The 15,770-nt window shown below is 69.9% G+C and carries 16 protein-coding genes and 2 pseudogenes; 8 read left to right on the forward strand and 10 right to left on the reverse strand.

What is annotated here, in order from left to right:
- Nucleotides 1-2: 2 nt before the first annotated feature.
- Both A5712_RS13680 and A5712_RS13685 read right to left on the reverse strand, forming a co-directional pair.
- The gene (locus A5712_RS13680) at nucleotides 3-818 is read right to left on the reverse strand and encodes a hypothetical protein (RefSeq protein WP_156766556.1); all 816 of its coding nucleotides are present in this window, start codon (nucleotides 816-818) and stop codon (nucleotides 3-5) included.
- A gap of 196 nt (nucleotides 819-1,014) precedes the next feature.
- Nucleotides 1,015-1,632 carry a carbonic anhydrase gene (locus A5712_RS13685; protein WP_068105726.1) on the reverse strand — a complete coding sequence of 206 codons (618 nt, stop codon included), beginning with the start codon at nucleotides 1,630-1,632 and terminating at the stop codon, nucleotides 1,015-1,017.
- Here A5712_RS13685 and A5712_RS13690 point away from each other — a divergent pair.
- On the forward strand, nucleotides 1,631-2,530 hold the full coding sequence (locus A5712_RS13690) for an A/G-specific adenine glycosylase (RefSeq protein ID WP_068105729.1): 900 nt from the start codon (nucleotides 1,631-1,633) through the stop codon (nucleotides 2,528-2,530). The genes A5712_RS13685 and A5712_RS13690 overlap by 2 nt on opposite strands.
- 6 nt (nucleotides 2,531-2,536) lie before the next feature.
- Here A5712_RS13690 and A5712_RS13695 read toward each other — a convergent pair whose 3' ends face one another.
- The 5 genes and pseudogenes from A5712_RS13695 to A5712_RS13715 form a co-directional block, all read right to left on the reverse strand.
- The gene (locus A5712_RS13695) at nucleotides 2,537-4,015 is read right to left on the reverse strand and encodes an NADH-quinone oxidoreductase subunit C (protein ID WP_068105733.1); all 1,479 of its coding nucleotides are present in this window, start codon (nucleotides 4,013-4,015) and stop codon (nucleotides 2,537-2,539) included.
- A complete protein-coding gene (locus tag A5712_RS13700) occupies nucleotides 4,012-5,481 on the reverse strand; it encodes a proton-conducting transporter membrane subunit (protein WP_068105736.1) in 1,470 nt (489 codons plus the stop codon). The genes A5712_RS13695 and A5712_RS13700 overlap by 4 nt, the downstream gene beginning before the upstream one ends.
- Complete coding sequence (locus tag A5712_RS13705) at nucleotides 5,481-6,143, reverse strand: hypothetical protein (RefSeq protein ID WP_068105739.1); 663 nt, start codon at nucleotides 6,141-6,143, stop codon at nucleotides 5,481-5,483. Before A5712_RS13705 ends, A5712_RS13700 begins: the two co-directional genes overlap by 1 nt.
- On the reverse strand, nucleotides 6,140-7,099 hold the full coding sequence (locus tag A5712_RS13710) for a respiratory chain complex I subunit 1 family protein (protein ID WP_068105744.1): 960 nt from the start codon (nucleotides 7,097-7,099) through the stop codon (nucleotides 6,140-6,142). Before A5712_RS13710 ends, A5712_RS13705 begins: the two co-directional genes overlap by 4 nt.
- A pseudogene (locus A5712_RS13715) lies at nucleotides 7,096-8,871 on the reverse strand (proton-conducting transporter membrane subunit); the annotation flags it as partial. The gene A5712_RS13710 and the pseudogene A5712_RS13715, both read right to left, overlap by 4 nt.
- On the opposite strand from A5712_RS13715, the pseudogene A5712_RS30245 reads away from it, so the two are divergent.
- A pseudogene (locus A5712_RS30245) lies at nucleotides 8,860-8,988 on the forward strand (oxidoreductase); the annotation flags it as partial. The pseudogenes A5712_RS13715 and A5712_RS30245 sit on opposite strands and share 12 nt — an antisense overlap.
- A gap of 96 nt (nucleotides 8,989-9,084) precedes the next feature.
- Here the strand turns inward: A5712_RS30245 and A5712_RS13720 are convergent.
- On the reverse strand, nucleotides 9,085-9,564 hold the full coding sequence (locus A5712_RS13720) for an NADH-quinone oxidoreductase subunit B family protein (RefSeq protein ID WP_068105750.1): 480 nt from the start codon (nucleotides 9,562-9,564) through the stop codon (nucleotides 9,085-9,087).
- Between the two features lie 3 nt (nucleotides 9,565-9,567).
- Nucleotides 9,568-9,903, reverse strand: coding sequence for a lsr2/espR transcriptional regulator (locus tag A5712_RS13725; RefSeq protein ID WP_068105752.1), 336 nt, complete (start codon nucleotides 9,901-9,903; stop codon nucleotides 9,568-9,570).
- A gap of 101 nt (nucleotides 9,904-10,004) precedes the next feature.
- Here A5712_RS13725 and A5712_RS13730 point away from each other — a divergent pair, with 101 nt between their 5' ends.
- The 4 genes from A5712_RS13730 to A5712_RS13745 all read left to right on the forward strand — a co-directional run bounded on the left by A5712_RS13730 (nucleotide 10,005) and on the right by A5712_RS13745 (nucleotide 13,247).
- Entirely contained in the window at nucleotides 10,005-10,250 is a 246-nt protein-coding gene (locus A5712_RS13730) for a type II toxin-antitoxin system Phd/YefM family antitoxin (RefSeq protein ID WP_068105758.1), read from the forward strand.
- A complete protein-coding gene (locus A5712_RS13735; RefSeq protein WP_068105760.1) occupies nucleotides 10,247-10,639 on the forward strand; it encodes a type II toxin-antitoxin system VapC family toxin in 393 nt (130 codons plus the stop codon). The genes A5712_RS13730 and A5712_RS13735 overlap by 4 nt, the downstream gene beginning before the upstream one ends.
- A 129-nt stretch (nucleotides 10,640-10,768) precedes the next feature.
- Complete coding sequence (locus A5712_RS13740) at nucleotides 10,769-11,557, forward strand: gluconate 2-dehydrogenase subunit 3 family protein (RefSeq protein WP_068105762.1); 789 nt, start codon at nucleotides 10,769-10,771, stop codon at nucleotides 11,555-11,557.
- A complete protein-coding gene (locus A5712_RS13745; protein WP_068105764.1) occupies nucleotides 11,550-13,247 on the forward strand; it encodes a GMC oxidoreductase in 1,698 nt (565 codons plus the stop codon). The genes A5712_RS13740 and A5712_RS13745 overlap by 8 nt, the downstream gene beginning before the upstream one ends.
- Here A5712_RS13745 and A5712_RS13750 read toward each other — a convergent pair.
- Nucleotides 13,231-13,998 carry an alpha/beta fold hydrolase gene (locus A5712_RS13750; protein WP_068105766.1) on the reverse strand — a complete coding sequence of 256 codons (768 nt, stop codon included), beginning with the start codon at nucleotides 13,996-13,998 and terminating at the stop codon, nucleotides 13,231-13,233. The two genes, A5712_RS13745 and A5712_RS13750, sit on opposite strands and share 17 nt — an antisense overlap.
- A gap of 63 nt (nucleotides 13,999-14,061) precedes the next feature.
- On the opposite strand from A5712_RS13750, the gene mhuD reads away from it, so the two are divergent.
- Nucleotides 14,062-14,382 (forward strand): mycobilin-forming heme oxygenase MhuD, encoded by a 321-nt coding sequence (gene mhuD, locus A5712_RS13755; RefSeq protein WP_067153222.1) that lies wholly within the window; start codon nucleotides 14,062-14,064, stop codon nucleotides 14,380-14,382.
- Nucleotides 14,357-15,721 (forward strand): serine hydrolase, encoded by a 1,365-nt coding sequence (locus tag A5712_RS13760; protein ID WP_068105768.1) that lies wholly within the window; start codon nucleotides 14,357-14,359, stop codon nucleotides 15,719-15,721. The genes mhuD and A5712_RS13760 overlap by 26 nt, the downstream gene beginning before the upstream one ends.
- Nucleotides 15,722-15,770: the final 49 nt, after the last annotated feature.

Below are 15,770 nucleotides of genomic sequence, written 5' to 3' on the forward strand. Positions count from 1 at the left end.
GGTCAGCCCGCGGGAGACGGGCCCGGGGCGGCCCCCGGCGGTCCCTCCGGCGGCGGCGCCATGGCCGGCTGACCCGGCTGACCCGGCACCGGCCCCGGCGGCGGTGGCGGCTGATTCAGGATGAACGGCACCGGCATCGAGCGCAGGTTGCCCAGCTGCACGACGAGGTTGTAGGTGCCCGCCCCGATCGCGGGTCGCGGCAGCGGGCAGTGCGGCGCCGACCCCATGCCCGTCCACGTCACCGCCGTCGTCACCTGCTCGCCCGGCGTGAAGGTCTTCACCAGGGTCTCGTTGGACGGCGCACAGTCGAGGTTCGACCACAGCCGCTTGTTGTCCAGCGAGTACACGTAGGCCGCCAGCACCGCGGCCCCGACGTCACGCTTGCAGGCGACCAGGCCGATGTTGGTGACGACCATGGTGAACTTCGGCTGGTCGCCGATGAAGTACTGGGGCGCGTTGGTCAGGCCCTTAACGGCCAGCGTCGAGTCGGGGCAGTCATCGCCCTCCTTCAGCACCGGCGGCGGCTGGACCGCGGCGGTGGGCGTCGGCGACTCGGGGTTCTGTCCCGGCGGCGCCACCGGGGTGACGCCCTCCTGCCCCGCCGGCGGAGGGGCCTGGGCCGGCGGCGCGGCCGGCTTGCTCTCGGCGGTGCCGGGCTTGCCCACGCTGGCGGGTTTGGCGCCGGTGCTGTGGCTCATGAAGGCGATGATCGTGGCGACCACGACCCCGATCACGACGACCGCGATGCCCAGGGCCAGGCCCCTGCGCCGCCAATAGATCTCGGTGGGTAGCGGGCCACGCGGTTCCAGATCCAGCACGATCACACCGTAGGCCCAGGTCACGCCGATTTGTTATATCCGGCCCGGCGTGTCGCGATGTTTGCTGGCCGACCGCCGTGCTAGTGGGCGCCTTTCAGCGTGCGCCCTGGGCCTTGCGCATGCGGCCGGGGCGACGACACGCCGAGGCACTTCAGCGCCAGCGCACACTAAACGCCGGCGGTCTCGAATCCGGCGGTTATTCGCCGATATCCCCGACATGGTCGACCAGCGCCGCCTTGCCGTCAGCGAGGTGATAGGTGACGCCCGCGATGCCCACCGTGCCCGCGGCCACCCGCTCGGCGATGGCCGAGGAACGCGCGACGAGTTGTGCGAGCGTCTCTTTCACGTGGCGTTCCTCGAACTCGTCGACTCGGGTCAGGCCGTCGCGTCGGCCCATCAGGATCGACGGCGCGACCCGCTCCACGACGTCGCGCACGAAACCTGCGGGGATCGCGCCGTCCTCGATCGCCGCCAGCGCCGCCTTGACGGCGCCGCAGCTGTTGTGCCCGAGGATGACGATGAGCGGCACGTCGAGCACCGTGATCGCGAATTCGATCGAGCCCAGCACCGCAGAGTCGATGACCTGTCCGGCCGTGCGCACCACGAACATGTCGCCCAAACCCTGGTCGAAGATGAGCTCGGCGGCCACCCGGCTGTCCGAACAGCCGAACACGACCGCGGTGGGCTTTTGACCGGCGGCCAGGCTGGCCCGGTGATCGACGCTTTGGCTGGGATGCTGCGGCTTGCCGGCAACGAATCGCTCGTTACCCTCTTTGAGTGCTTTCCACGCGGTTATCGGGCTGGTGTTCGGCATGGCCCATATCATGCCGCACCCGCACATGAACGTCAGCCCGGGCGAGCTCATCGATTGGTATGAGCGGTCCCGCCGTGACTTGCCTTGGCGGGAGCCGGATGTCAGTGCGTGGCAGATCCTGGTCAGCGAGTTCATGCTGCAGCAGACTCCGGTTACCCGGGTGCTGTCGATCTGGCCGGACTGGGTGCGGCGCTGGCCCACCGCGTCGGCGACCGCCGCGGCCAGCGCGGCCGACGTGCTACGCGCGTGGGGCAAGCTCGGCTACCCGAGGCGCGCCAAGCACTTGCACGAGTGCGCCACCGTCATCGCGCGCGACCACGGCGACGTGGTCCCCGACGACATCGAGGTGCTGCTGACGCTGCCCGGCATCGGCAGCTACACCGCGCGCGCCGTCGCTAGCTTCGCCTACCGCCAACCGGTGCCGGTGGTCGACACCAACGTGCGGCGGGTGGTGGCGCGCGCCGTGCACGGCCTGGCCGACTCCGGGCCGCCGTCCGCGGCGCGCGACCACGCCGACGTCTCGGCATTGCTGCCCGATGACGAACGGGCGCCGACGTTTTCGGTGGCACTGATGGAGTTGGGCGCGATCGTGTGCACCGCCCGGTCCCCGCGCTGCGGGTTGTGCCCGCTTGGCGAGTGCGCGTGGCGGCGCGCCGGCTATCCCCCCGCCCAAGGGCCGGCCCGCCGCGTCCAGACCTATGCGGGAACCGACCGCCAGGTGCGCGGACGATTGCTGGACGTGTTGCGCGCCAAGGACTCTCCCGTCACCCGGACGGAACTCGACGTGGCCTGGCTGAGCGACACGCAGCAGCGTGACCGGGCGCTGGATTCGTTGCTCGCCGACGGACTGGTGACGCGGACGGCCGACGGCCGATTCGCGCTGCTGGGCGAGGGCTAGAGGTCCTCAGAGGTCGTTGCCCGCGTACGTCTGATTGAAGCTTTTGTTGACCAGCGGGAAGTCCGGGACGATGGTGTCGGCCATCGCGACGGGCAGCGCGGGCCAGTTGAACCAGGACGGGTCGACGATCTTCGCGCGCGTGATCCGGTCGGCGGCATCGGTTTCGACGCGGTGCACGATGGTGCCGCGCCAGCCTTCGACGATGCCGATGCCGCTTCGGGGTCCGTGTGAGGCGGGCGCGACCTCGGCGTATTCGATTGGGCCGCCGTGTGACTCGATCAGATGACATGCCAGCTCGGCGCTCGCCGCGAACTCGTCACGCCGCACCGTGTAGCGGGCCAGCACGTCACCCGCGGCGGCGCCGATCTCGGTCACGGGCAGCGCGGTGGTGGGGTGCTCGATTCGCGCGTCGGTGCGCATACCGCTGGCACGCGCCACATAGCCCAGGCACCCGAGGGCCTCGGCGTCTTCCTTGCCCAGGACCGCCGTCCCGGCGAACCGGTCGTACACCACGGCGTTGTGCAGCGTCAGCTCCGCGATCTCGGCGACGTCCGTGGCGATCCGCCGCAACGCGTTGGCATCCGGCAGCGCCCGCAGCGCGACCGCGCCCGGGCGGATCGCACCGCGCAGCAGCCGATGTCCGGTCACTGTCGCGTTGAGTCGCAACAGCTCCTCGCGCACCCGTTGCGCGTGCGCGTGGGCGATGCCGAAGCCGACATCGTTGGCCAGCGCGCCCAGGTCCGCGACGTGGTTGTACAGCCGTTCGAGTTCGACGAGCAGCGCCCGCAGCCGGTGCGCCTCGTCGGGAAGTTCAATCCCGAGCGCATCCTCGACGGCGAGGCAGTGGGCGAGCGCGTGCGCGACGGAGGTGTCACCGCTGGCGCGTTCGGCCAGGTCGACCGCGTCGCCGCTGGGGCGGCCCTCGAAGAGCTTCTCCAGGCCCCGGTGAACGAACCACAGTCGGGCCTTGAGCCGCAGCACGGTCTCGCCGGCGACGGAGAAGCGGAAGTGGCCGGGCTCGATCAACCCCGCGTGCACGGGACCCACCGGGATCTCGTACACCCCCGGCCCCTCGACGGTGACGAACGGAAAATGGCCGCTGCCATCGAAGTTGGGGGCGGCCGGCGCGGCGCTGCGCATCGGATACCACTCCTCCGGCCAGTGGGCGTGGCGCACCAGCCGTCGCGGCTTGGGATGACCGAGCGGCCGGATTCCGTACAGGTCCGCTATCTCGCGCTCGAACCGGCCGGCCACAAACGACAGATACGCCAGCGATCTGATCTCCGGATTATCCTTCGGCACAACGCATTCCAGTTCAACGCGCCGATCGGGCCAGCCGGCCAGGAAGAGATAGACGACGCGAAAGGCGCCGCCGTCGTCGTGGGCGGCCATCAGGGCCAGACGAAATCCCCTGTCCAGCAGGATTTCCGCCGTCTCCGCCAGGCTGGGTTGGGATACCCGGTGACGCACCCAGTCACGGCTCATCGCGGGGCCCCGACCTCGGTGGCGGCGGTGGTGAACAAGCCGGTGAGCGGGCCCGCGGTGACACCGAGCACCGCCGACGCGGCGACCCCGATGACCAACGCCGCCGCGACCGTCCGCGGCACCGTGATCGCCGGCGCGTCAGCGCGGCTGTCGCCCAAGAGGATTCGGCCGAAGTTGCGCGCCAGCGCGGCGAAGGCGATCGCAACCAACAGCAAGCCCGCCCCGATGGCCCACGTGAGCCTGGCATCGGCGAGCGAGCGCACAATGGCCAACTCGCTGGCGAACATCGCGAACGGCGGCAGCCCGAGCAGCACGACCACACCGACCGCGAGCGCTACGCCGACCAGACGGGAGCGCCGCAGCACGGCGCTCATGTCGGCGATCGCTGTGGAGCGGTGCGCGGCCTGCAGCTGGCCGCTCGCCAGGAAGAGGACCGTCTTGCCGATTCCGTGGGCCAGCACATGCAGCAGCAGCGCGGCGATGGCCAGCGTGGTTCCCGCGGCCGCGGCGATCGCGATCAGGCCCATGTTCTCCATCGAGGAGTAGGCGAGCATGCGCTTGAGGTCGGGGGTCACCGTCAGCATCAGGGCCGCCACCACCAGCGTGGCCAGCCCGATCACCAGTAGCCAGGACCGCATGAAGGTGGGCCCGGTGGCCGCGTCGAAGATCGGCTTGAGTCGGATCAGCACCGAGAAGGCCACCGACAGCAGCACCCCGCTCATCAGCGCGGAAACCGGTGCCGGGGCCTGGCTGTGCGCGTCGGCCAACCAGGTGTGGAACGGAAACAGCCCGACCTTCGCGCCGTAGCCGATGAGCAGCAACCCGCCCGCGAGCCGGGCGATGGCGGGATTCAGCGTGCCGGCATGCGCCGCCAGCACGTCGAGGTTCAGCGCGGCCGCGGCCGGCGCGCCGGCGTGCTCGGCCGCGTAGTACAGCAGCACCGTGCCGAGGAAGGCGACCGCGATGCCGACCGAGCAGATCACGACGTACTTCCACGTCGCCTCCAGTGCGCCGCGGGTGCGGCGGTGCCCGACCAGGAAGGCGGTGATCACGGTGGTGGCTTCGACGGCGATCCAGATGACCCCGATGTTGTTGGCGCACACCGCCACCACCATCGCCGCCAGGAAGGCCGACGTCAGCGCGCCGTAGATTCGGGCGCCGCGCGCGTCGGTGTGGCCGTGCGCGAGCTCGGTGTCGAGGTAGCCGATGCTTGCCCAGGTGGCCAGTGCGGCAACGATTCCGATGACGATCAGCATGGTGACGGTGAGCGCGTCGACGCGCAGCAATCCGCCCAGCGCGAACTGCGTCCCCGATCCGACCCGGAACCCCAGCGCCGCACCGCATCCGAGCACCGTCATCGCCGACAAGGCGATCAGCGTCGCCGTCGCCCGGCGCCACCCGGCGACCAGTGTGGCGACCGACGCGCCGACCGGCGCGAGGATCGCGGTGAGCAGCAGAGCGGTCATCAGTCGTGCAGCTCCTGCAGCCGGTCCAGGTCGGCGCCCCCGAACGCACGAGACAGCCGACCGGTCAGCACGCCGATCACGATCACCGCGAACAGCACGTCCAGCGACGCGCCGAGCTCGACGATCATGGGCACCCCGGCCGTGAGCAAGAACGCGGTCGCGGCGATTCCGTTGTCCAGCATGAGGAATCCCGCCGCCTGCGACACCGCATGGCGCCGCGTCACCATCACGAGCAGCGCGATGAGGACGACCGCCGTGGCGGCCGGGACGGCAGTCGTCGTGGGCGCCGGCTGCAGATTCACCAGCGGCCGGGTGGCCGCGAAGGCGGCCAGCGTCAGCGCGGCAGTTATCAGCAGTGACGTGGCCGTGTTCACCAGCGGGGTGGCTTCGCGATGCGACTGCGGTCCGGACCCGACGGCGCGGGACAGCAGCCGCGGCAAGACCACGGCCCGCAACACGAAAACCGCGACGCCGACACCGATCAGCGCGCCGTCGCCGTCGTACATTCCGCGCAGCACGGGGATGGCCGCCAGCGCTGCCCCCTGCATCGCCAGCAGGCGGACGATGGCGACCAGGTCGCGCCGCCACACGATCAGCACCGCACCCAGGAGCAGTCCGCCGGCGGCGAGGTCGACGAGAACCGCAAAGGTATTGGACGTCATGCCGGCACCGCGAAGAAGTTGGCGGCGACCACCGCGAGCAACGCCAGTAGGAACGACCCGGAAAGCAACTCGGGGACCCGGAACAGCCGCAGCTTCGCGACGAAGACCTCGACGGTGGCCAGCAGCCCTGCGAGCACCGCGACCTTGGCCGCCACCGCCGCCAGGCCGGCGACCACGGCCAGCGCGCCGGGCTGGGCGCCGGCGATGCCCCACGGCGCGAACAGGTTTGCCAGCAGCGCCAAGAGCACGGTGAGTCGCATGCCGGCCGCCCACTCGACCAGCGCCAGCCGCGGGCCGGCGTATTCGAGGATCATCGCCTCGTGGACCATCGTCAGCTCGAGGTGGGTCGCCGGATTGTCCACCGGCAGCCGTCCGGTCTCGGCGACGATGACGATAACCAGCGCGGCGAACGCCAGCACCGCGGCCAGCGACACCACCTGCCCGGGATGGTCGATCGTATGTTCCACCAGGGCACCTAGATTGGCCGATCCCGCAGGCATCGACAGGGCGAAGACCGCCAGCAGGATGGTGGGCTCGACCAGGGCGGCGATCGTGATCTCGCGGCTGGCGCCCATGCCGCCGAACGAGGTGCCGGTGTCAATGCCGGCCAGGGTCAGCGCGACGGTGCCCACGAACAGCAGGCCGACGACGGCGAACAAGTCGGCGCTGGAGTCCAGCGGCGAGCCGGTGGCGACCAGCGGCGCGATCGCGGCGATCAGCAACGCGGACCCGGCGACGACCGCGGGGGCGGCCGCGAACACCACCGTCGTCCCGCGCGGCGTGACCTGTTGCTTGCCAAGCTGTTTGACGATGTCCCGCCAGGGCTGCAGGAGGCCGCCCCCGACGCGGCCCTCCCAGCGCGCCCGCACCTGCCGGGTTAGGCCGACCACCAGCGGCGCCCCGGCCATTACGCCGCCGATCTGCGCGGCGCCCGCGACGTAGGACCAGACGTTCATCGGGCGACCACCAACACGGTCAGGACGCCCAGGGCACCGTAGGCAAGATACAGGTGCACACTGCCGGTGTGGGCGCGCCGCACCAACACCGCCGCCGCCGAAATCGCCTGCACCACCGGCAGGTAGAGACGCTCCTCGATCGCATCGCCGATGCTGGTGCGATAGGTGATCTTGTCGGCCAGGTACCGGGACCCGGCGTTGGGTACGACTTCGATGTTGGTGTCCGGGCGCAAGACGTCGTCGAAGACGCGCTGCAGCGGCTCGGCGAAGGAGGTGGCGGTGTACTGCATGCGTGCCGTGAGATCCTCCGCGCCACAAGCCCATAGCGGCAACGCGGCGGGTTGTGGGCGCCGCGTCCGGCGCCACCGAGCCAGCGCGGCGACGGTTAGCGCGGCCACGACGACACCGGCAGCGATCACGCCGGGCGCGATCGATCCCTGCAGGCCCGGGAGTCGCACCACGGCGCCGAGGTCGGTGAATTGCACCGCCCGCGCCGCGGGCAGCGCGGCGACCGTCCGGCGCAGCGCGGGCGCGACGACCGAGGGCGCCACGGCGAGCACCACACAGGCGACCGCCGCGACCGCCATGCCGGTCAGCATGCTGCCCGGCGCCTCGCGGGCGTCGGCGGCGGACGCCGAGCGTGGCCGGGCCAGGAATCCGATCCCGAACGCCTTGACCATCGCCGCCACGCCCAGGCCCGTGGTGAGCGCGACGGCGCCGACCGCCAGCGGCGTAGTCAGCGCCAACGCCGTGACGTGTTGGGGGGCCGTGTGAATCAGCGACTGGACCAGCAGCCATTCGCTGACGAAGCCGGCACCCAGCGGCAGCCCGCACGCCCCGAGCGCCGCCACCCCGAACAGCGTCGTGGTCGCCGGCATCCGGCGGGCCAAACCGCCCAGCCGGTCGAGGTCGCGCAGCCCGGTCGCCGCCAGCACCGACCCCGCGGCTAGGAACCCGAGGCTTTTGAACGCCGCGTGCGCGATCAGGTGCAGCATGGCCGCGACCGCGGCGATCGTCGCCGGCCCGTTCGCACCGGCGGCGGCGAACAGGGTGGCCGCCCCCAGCGCCAGCGCGATCAGCCCGAGGTTCTCGGTGGTCGAATAGGCAAGCAGCCGTTTGAGATCCGTGGCCACCGAGGCCTGCACCACGCCGTAGAGCGCCGAAACCCCGCCTACCAGCATCAGGGTGAGGCCCCACCAGCGTGGACCCGGGCCGAGCAGCTGCATGTCGATGCGGCAGATGCCGTAGACACCGAGGTTGACCATCGCCGCGCTCATCAGCGCCGACACCGGGCTGGGCGCCTCGGGATGGGCACGCGGCAACCAGGCGTGCAGCGGCACCAGCCCGGCCTTGGACCCGAATCCCGCCACCGTCAAGACGAATACCGCGGTGCGGGCGCCCTGTGGTATGCGGTGCAGGTCGGCGAACCGGTCGGCGCCGCCGGCCGCGGACAGCACCATGAGCCCGACCAGGATCGCGACGAACCCCAACTGGGTCATCACCGCGTACGCCAATGCGGCCGAACGAACCTGGGGGCGAGTGTGTTCGGCCAGCACCAATACCAGCGACGCGAGCGCCATCAGTTCCCATGCCAACAGGAAGCTGGTGACCGACGCCGCCGCGGGTACCAGCAGCATCGCCGCGACGAACAGCGGCAACACCGCCAGTGCCGTCCCGCCGAGATGCTCGCGGCGCGCATAACCGATCGTGTACGGCCCGACGACGACGGCGACCGCCCCGACGAGCGCCATGAAGAACCCGCCGAGCGGGTCGGTGCGCGGTTGGTGGCCTCCCCGCGCCACGCCGACGCGCTGCTGGTGACCGGCGTCGTGACGCGCAACATGGCGGGCCCGTTGGCCGCGACGCTCGAAGCCACCCCGCTGCCGCGCCGAGCAGTGACGTCAGCGCACCCGCGAGGGTGGGACGGAAGTCCCTGCGGGCCAAGAGGTTTGGCCCGGCCACCGGACGCGTCGCCAGTTCCGCGGTCACTTGCCGGTCACCGATCTGAGCGCCTCGACGATCTGACCCGGGGTCGGCGGGCAGCCCGGGATCTCCACGTCGACGGGCACCAGCTCCCCGACCGCACCGACCACGCCGTACGCGTTCGCGAACACCCCGCGGTTCAGAGCGCAGTCCCCGCAGGCGATCACCCGGCGCGGCAGCGGGGTGGCTTCGAGCGTCGCGGCCAACGGGCCCGCCATGTTGCGCGTCACGACGCCGGTCACCAGCAGCGCGTCGGCGTGGCGCGGGGAGGCCACCAACCGCGCACCGAACCGCTCGGCGTCGTACACCGGTCCGAACGCCCCGGCGATCTCCACCTCGCACCCGTTGCAGGAACCCGCGTCGACGTGGCGGATCTGAAGCGAACCACGCACCCCGGCAAGCGGTTTCACCACCGGCTGCGGTGCGGGTGTAGCGGGTTCGGCGATCCGGCCGACCCGGAACGCTTTGCGGATCCAGCCCATGCGCTACCCCGCGCCGCCGGCGCGCAGGTCCTCCAACACCGCCACGCGGTCGCTGAGCACCCCGGTGAGAACCTTGCGCGCAACTAACAGCAGCTCGGCGATGTCCGGCGAGGCGATCGAATAGATCATCGTGTTGCCGTCCCGGTGCGCGTCGACCACACCCGCGCGGCGCAACACCCCCAGCTGCTGCGACAGGTTCGACGACTCCAGCCCCACCTCGGGCAGCAGTTCGGCGACCGACTTATCCCCGGTGACGAGGAGCTCGAGGACCCTGATCCGCGCCGGGTGCCCCAACGTCTTGAAGAACTCGGCCTTGACCTTGTACAGCGGCACCGACACGGCAGCTCTCCTGAAGACTCCACGTTTCCTATATTCGAACGATTGAAGAATTTATCAGATTGCGTCGAAACCCGGGCGGTGGGTTCAGTTAAACTAAGTCCATGACTAAGTCCACAGGGATCAGGGTCGGTATCCATGAGGCGAAGACCCGCCTGTCGGAGCTGCTCCGGCTCGTCGACAGCGGACAGGAGATCGAAATTGCCCGCGGTGGTGAACCCGTGGCAAAGCTCGTGCCGTACCACCCCCGGGAGACCCGCCGCTTAGGTATAGACCGCGGCGTGTTCACCGTGCCCGACGATTTCGACGCTCCGTTGCCCGACAATGTTCTCGAAAGTTTCCATCGGTGAGGCGCTACCTCATCGACACCCATGTTTGGCTGTGGCTGCAGTCGGACCCCGACCGGCTGCGGGACGAAACACGCGCAATCGTCGAGGAGGTCCGCAACACGATCTTGCTGTCGGCCGCCAGCGCTTGGGAGATCGCGATCAAGTATCGGCTGGGTAAGCTCGCGTTGCCCGAAGCACCGGCGTCGTATGTGCCAGACCGCATGCGTCGCTCCGGAACGTTTGCGCTGCCTGTCGACCATGCGCACGTGCTGAGGACCGCCGAGCTTCCGGATCATCATCGCGATCCATTCGACCGTGTCCTGGTCGCCCAAGCGCAGCTGCTCGACTTGACGATCGTCACCGCGGACGCCCAACTGTCCGCCTACGATGTCGCGGTTATCGCCGCTTAATCTGGCAGCGACACAACAACTTACCTGCCACAACGGGGCGTTATCCCACAAGCCCCTTCCCGCGCAACGCGACACGCCGCTCGGTCCGCGTTCCACGTCAGACTCATATCCGCGTCATACCCTGCCGATGTGCCCAGCGAGGAGGCCGGCCAAGGATCCCGCTTGCCGCCGGTGTCCCGGCGCGCGGTGCTCGGCGGCCTGAGCCTGCTGCCGCTGGCCGCCGCCATGAGGGGCGCGGTGCCCGTCGCGTCGGCCGACCCGGGCTACCGCTTCCTGACGGCGCACCAGGCCGCGGTGCTCGACGCCGCCACCCGCCGCCTGATCCCCGGGCCGCAGGACTGCCCGGTCGAGTTCGGTCCGGGGGCGCACGAGGCGAACGTCGTCAACTACCTGGACCGGATGTTGTCGGTCTTCGACGTCACGCCCGCCGACGTGCACGCCGGCGGCCCGTGGAGCAATCGCGCCGGCGGCTCGCAGGACTACATGGCCACCTTCGTCCCGCTCAACCGCGCCCAGGCCTACGCGTGGCAGCAGCGCCTGACCCAGCTGCGCGACCAATACAACAGCGGCATCGCGTTACTCGACCAGCAGGCCGGCGGCGACTTCACCGCGATCCCGGGGGTGAAGCAGGACCTCATCCTGGCCCACGGTCCGGCGGCGACGTTCGCCGGCGTGCTGTTCGGTCACACCATCGAAGCGATGTACAGCGTCCCCGAGTACGGCGGCAACGCGAACCTGGTGGGCTGGAAGGACATCAAGTACCCCGGAGACTCCCAGCCGCGCGGATACACCCCCGCCGAGGTGGAGGCGGTTCAGTGGGACGTGGTCGTCCTCAGCGACATCATCAACCGCCTGCGCCGCGGGGGCTGGGAACAGGTCATCGGCAAACTGGGCGGAAGGGGCGGCGTGAGTGCCTAAGGCGGTCATCGTCGGCTCCGGCGCCGGCGGGTCGACGGTGGCGATGGAACTCGCCGAAAACGGTTGGGATGTCGTGATATTCGAGAAGGGATCGAACTACTTCACCAACCTGGAGGGCACCGGTCCGCTCGGGACGACATTCGCCAACGACGAACTCAAGTCGCTGTACCGCTACTTCGAGCAGCCGGACCCGCTCGCCTACCCGCGGACCTACCGGCACAACGCCTCCCAGGCCGCCGGCTACGTCGGCCCGGTCAACGAGCTTCCGGTGACCGTCGGCGGCGGAACCGTGCACTGGGACGCCAAGGTGCCGCGGTTCTGGGACATCGACTTCAAGGGGCTGTCGATGCTCGGCCCGCAACCGGGCGCGGACGTGCAGGACTGGCCGTTCGAATACAGTGAGATCGCACCGTATTACGACATCATCGAGGTGCTGCTCGGGACGCAGGGCGACGTCGGGACGATTCCCGCGCTCTCGTTGAAGCACGCGCCGCGCTCGCGGCAATACCCGATGCCGCCCGGGCCGCAGCAGCGCTCGTCGACGCTGATCGCCAAGGGGGCCAAGCGAATCGGGCTGCATCCGTATCCGTTCCCAACCGCGATCAATTCGGTCGAATACGACGGCCGCCCGGCGTGCAACAACTGCGGTTTCTGCAGCAACTATGGTTGCCCGATCTCGGCGCGGGTGGGCGCGCTCGCCCCGCTGCGGCTGGCGCTGCGGACCGGGCGGGCGCAGTTACGCCCCGAAACCACCGTCACCAAGGTCAATTTCACCGGCCGGCGGGCTACCGGCGTCTCCTATCTCGACCCGCGCGGGAGCCCCGGCGGGGAAAGCGCGGACCTGGTCGTGCTGGCCGCGTCGGCGATCGAGACCGCGCGCCTGGCGCTGCTGTCCGGCCTGCCCGACGCCAGCGGACGGATCGGCGCCCGGCTGATGTTCCACAACTTCGTCGACGGGTTCGGCATCTACCTCGACCAGCGAGTGCACGCCTACCGCGGCCGCTCGATCACGCAGTGCATGGAGGACTTCTGCGACCCGAACTTCCCCGGGGCCCGGCTCGCGGCGAAGCTGGCCGGGCTGCCCTACATCCGCGGCGGCCTGTGCGAGCTCGGCGGCAGCCAGGACCCGATCACGGAAGGCAAGTTCTACCAGGAGATCCTCGGATTCCTGCCCGGGGTACAGCTGTTCGGCAGCCCGTTCAAGGACCTGATGCGCGCCTCGCTGCTGCGCGACCGGCTCGCCGGCGTGAATTTCATCGGCACCGATCTGCCGTACCTGACCAACAATGTCACCCTCGACCCGACGGTCACGGACCTCAACGGCCAGCCGGTGGCCCGGGTGACGTGGGCGCCGGGCAGGCACGAGGCGGTGGCGCAGACGTTCTACCTGGTGCCCATCACCGCGATGATGGCGGCGGCCGGCGCGCAGCTGTTCGCCGCGGTCCCCGACGGCCTGGAGCGAAAGCTGGGCGGCGGCACGCCGCCGAACACCAAGCACGTGATGGGCGGGATGCAGATGGGCGTGTCCCCGGCGACCAGCGTCGTCGACCCCAACGGGCGAATGCATCAGATGGACAACGTCTTTGTCGCCGACGGCAGCGTGTTCGTCACGTCCGGTTGCCAGAACCCGACCAACACGCTCATGGCGGTGGCGCTGCGCACCGCGCGCGGGATCACCGGCCGGCGCTGACCGCCAGAAACGACTCCACGGCCTCGCGATATGCCTGCGGCGCCTCGTCGTGGATCAGGTGACCGGCCTGCGGTACGTGCAGATATGTTGTCGGGGAGGATGTTTCGGCCATCGCGCGCATCTGGCCCGGCGGGGTTACGGAGTTGCCTGCCTCGATCAGCAGCGCCGGGGCCCGCACCGCCGACCACTGTGCCCAGTAGTCCCGGGTCCCCCATTCGGCCGCGATCTCGATCCAGCGCGGGGTGTGCCCGTGCAGGCGCCACCCGCGTTCGGTGCGGTCGAAGGCGTCCAGGAAATACTGCCCGGCGACGGGCCCGAACTCGTCGAATACTTGCTCGGCAGAGTCGAATTCGACCGGAAGGGCGTGCAGCCAGGGCTCCCACGGCCCGGTGGTGCGGCCGCGGAAGTCCGGCGCCATGTCCTCGATCACCAGCGCCGAGACCAGATCCGGGCGCTCCGCGGCGAGGCACCACGAGTGCAGGGCCCCCATCGAATGCCCGACCATCCTGGCCGCCGTTCCCAGGGAGCCGACCGCGTCGGCCAGATCGGCGACGAAGCGTTCGGTGCTGATCGGGTGTGGGTCGTCGACGTCACGGCCCCGGTGCCAGGGGGCGTCGTAGGTGTAGACGGTGCCCAACCGCGCCAGCCACGGCAGCTGACGCGACCAGGTGGTGCCGCGGCCCATGAGGCCGTGCACCAGCACCAATGGCTCACCCCGGCCACCGCGGCAGGTCAACAGGTCGCTGGGCATATCACCATCTTGCGTGGCCCGCCCGGGAGTCGGTTAAGGCGGGCGGCGCGGTAGCCTAGCGGAATGCCGCAAGTGGTGAAGATCAATGCAATCGAGGTGCCCGCAGACGCCGGCCCCGAGCTGGAGAAGCGGTTCGCCCACCGCGCGCACGCGGTGGACAACCAGCCCGGTTTCCTCGGCTTCCAGTTGCTGCGCCCCATCAAGGGCGAGAACCGCTACTTCGTGGTGACGCATTGGGAGTCCGAAGACGCCTTCCAGGCCTGGGCCAAGGGTCCCGCCATCGAGGCCCATGCTGGCGAGCGGGCCAACCCGGTGGCGACCGGGGCATCTTTGCTGGAATTCGAGGTCGTGATGGACGTTGCCGGCAGCAAGCAGGGTAATTAGCGACCGATCGGCTCGGCGCCGCGTGGCGGCGTTGGGCGCCGCGGCGGCGCTGGTGGTGACCCTGGCGCCGGGTTGCGCCCCCTCCCCCTCCCCGCAGGCGAACGCGGCGAACCCGGGCCGGCAGATCGACACCCGGACGCCGCCCGGCATCCGCGCGCAGCAGACGTTGGACATGCTGAACTCGGACTGGCCGATCGGCCCGGTCGGGGTGGGCACCCTGGCCGCGCCCGAGAAGGTCGAGTCGGTCGAGACCACCATGGAGGGGCTGTGGTGGGATCGCCCCTTCACTCTCGACGCCGTCGACCTCGGCGCCAGCGTCGCCACCCTGCACCTGGTGACGTCGTACGGCGCGCGGCAAGATATTCGGATACACACCGACGACGAGGGCCGGGTCGACCGGTTCGACGTCGACACCCAGCCGCCGAAGATCAACTCCTGGCGCGACGTCGACGCCGTGCTGAGCAAGACGGGCGCCCGCTATTCGTACCAGGCCGCCAAGGTCAACAACGGTCACTGTGACCCTGTCGCCGGCACCAACACCGCCGAATCACTACCGCTGGCATCGATTTTCAAGTTGTACGTGCTGCACGCGGTCGCCAGCGCCGTCCGAAACGGCACCGTGTCGTGGGACGATCAGCTCACCGTCACCGAGAAGGGCCGAGCGGTCGGCTCGTCGGGGCTGGAGTTGCCTGTGGGAGCACAGGTTTCGGTGCGCACGGCCGCCGAGAAGATGATCGCCACCAGCGACAACATGGCCACCGATCTGCTGATCGGAAAACTGGGAACGCACGCCATCGAGGAGGCGCTCGCCACCGCGGGGCATCACGACCCGGGCAGCATGACGCCGTTCCCCACGATGTATGAGCTGTTCTCCGTCGGCTGGGGCAAACCAGATCTGCGCGACCAGTGGAAGCAGGGCTCCAAGCAGGTGCGCGCCCAGCTGCTGGCGCAGGCGGATTCGACTCCCTACCAACCGGATCCGGCCCATGCCCACACCCCGGCGTCGGCCTACGGCGCGGAGTGGTACGGCAGCGCCGAGGACATCTGCCGGGTGCACGTGGCGCTGCAAGCCGACGCGGTCGGTCCGGCCGCGCCGGTCAGGCAGATCCTTTCCGCGGTGGCCGGCATCCAGTTGGACCGCAACACCTGGCCATATATCGGCGCGAAAGCCGGTGGGCTGCCCGGTGATCTGACGTTCAGCTGGTACGCCGTCGACAAGAACCAGCAGCCATGGGTGGTCAGCTTTCAGCTCAACTGGCCCCGCGATCACGGCCCCCGGGTGACCGGCTGGATGCTGCAGGTCGCCAGGCAGGCTTTCGCGCTGATCGGGCCCAAGTAGCCGGGTGAGCGTTCGCGAGTCGCTGCTGGACACCTTCCCGGGGCGGCTG

It is taken from the genome of Mycobacterium sp. E2327, from assembly GCF_001672675.1.
GTDB lineage: Bacteria > Actinomycetota > Actinomycetes > Mycobacteriales > Mycobacteriaceae > Mycobacterium.

Coding starts and splice junctions, on each gene's coding strand:
- A5712_RS13695 (WP_068105733.1), bottom strand. CDS start 4,015: ATGAGCCGTGACTGGGTGCGTCACCGGGTATCCCAACCCAGCCTGGCG.
- A5712_RS13730 (WP_068105758.1), top strand. CDS start 10,005: ATGACTAAGTCCACAGGGATCAGGGTCGGTATCCATGAGGCGAAGACC.
- A5712_RS13705 (WP_068105739.1), bottom strand. CDS start 6,143: ATGACGTCCAATACCTTTGCGGTTCTCGTCGACCTCGCCGCCGGCGGA.
- A5712_RS13710 (WP_068105744.1), bottom strand. CDS start 7,099: ATGAACGTCTGGTCCTACGTCGCGGGCGCCGCGCAGATCGGCGGCGTA.
- A5712_RS13685 (WP_068105726.1), bottom strand. CDS start 1,632: ATGCCGAACACCAGCCCGATAACCGCGTGGAAAGCACTCAAAGAGGGT.
- A5712_RS13690 (WP_068105729.1), top strand. CDS start 1,631: ATGGCCCATATCATGCCGCACCCGCACATGAACGTCAGCCCGGGCGAG.
- A5712_RS13750 (WP_068105766.1), bottom strand. CDS start 13,998: ATGCCCAGCGACCTGTTGACCTGCCGCGGTGGCCGGGGTGAGCCATTG.
- A5712_RS13720 (WP_068105750.1), bottom strand. CDS start 9,564: ATGGGCTGGATCCGCAAAGCGTTCCGGGTCGGCCGGATCGCCGAACCC.
- A5712_RS13700 (WP_068105736.1), bottom strand. CDS start 5,481: ATGACCGCTCTGCTGCTCACCGCGATCCTCGCGCCGGTCGGCGCGTCG.
- mhuD (WP_067153222.1), top strand. CDS start 14,062: ATGCCGCAAGTGGTGAAGATCAATGCAATCGAGGTGCCCGCAGACGCC.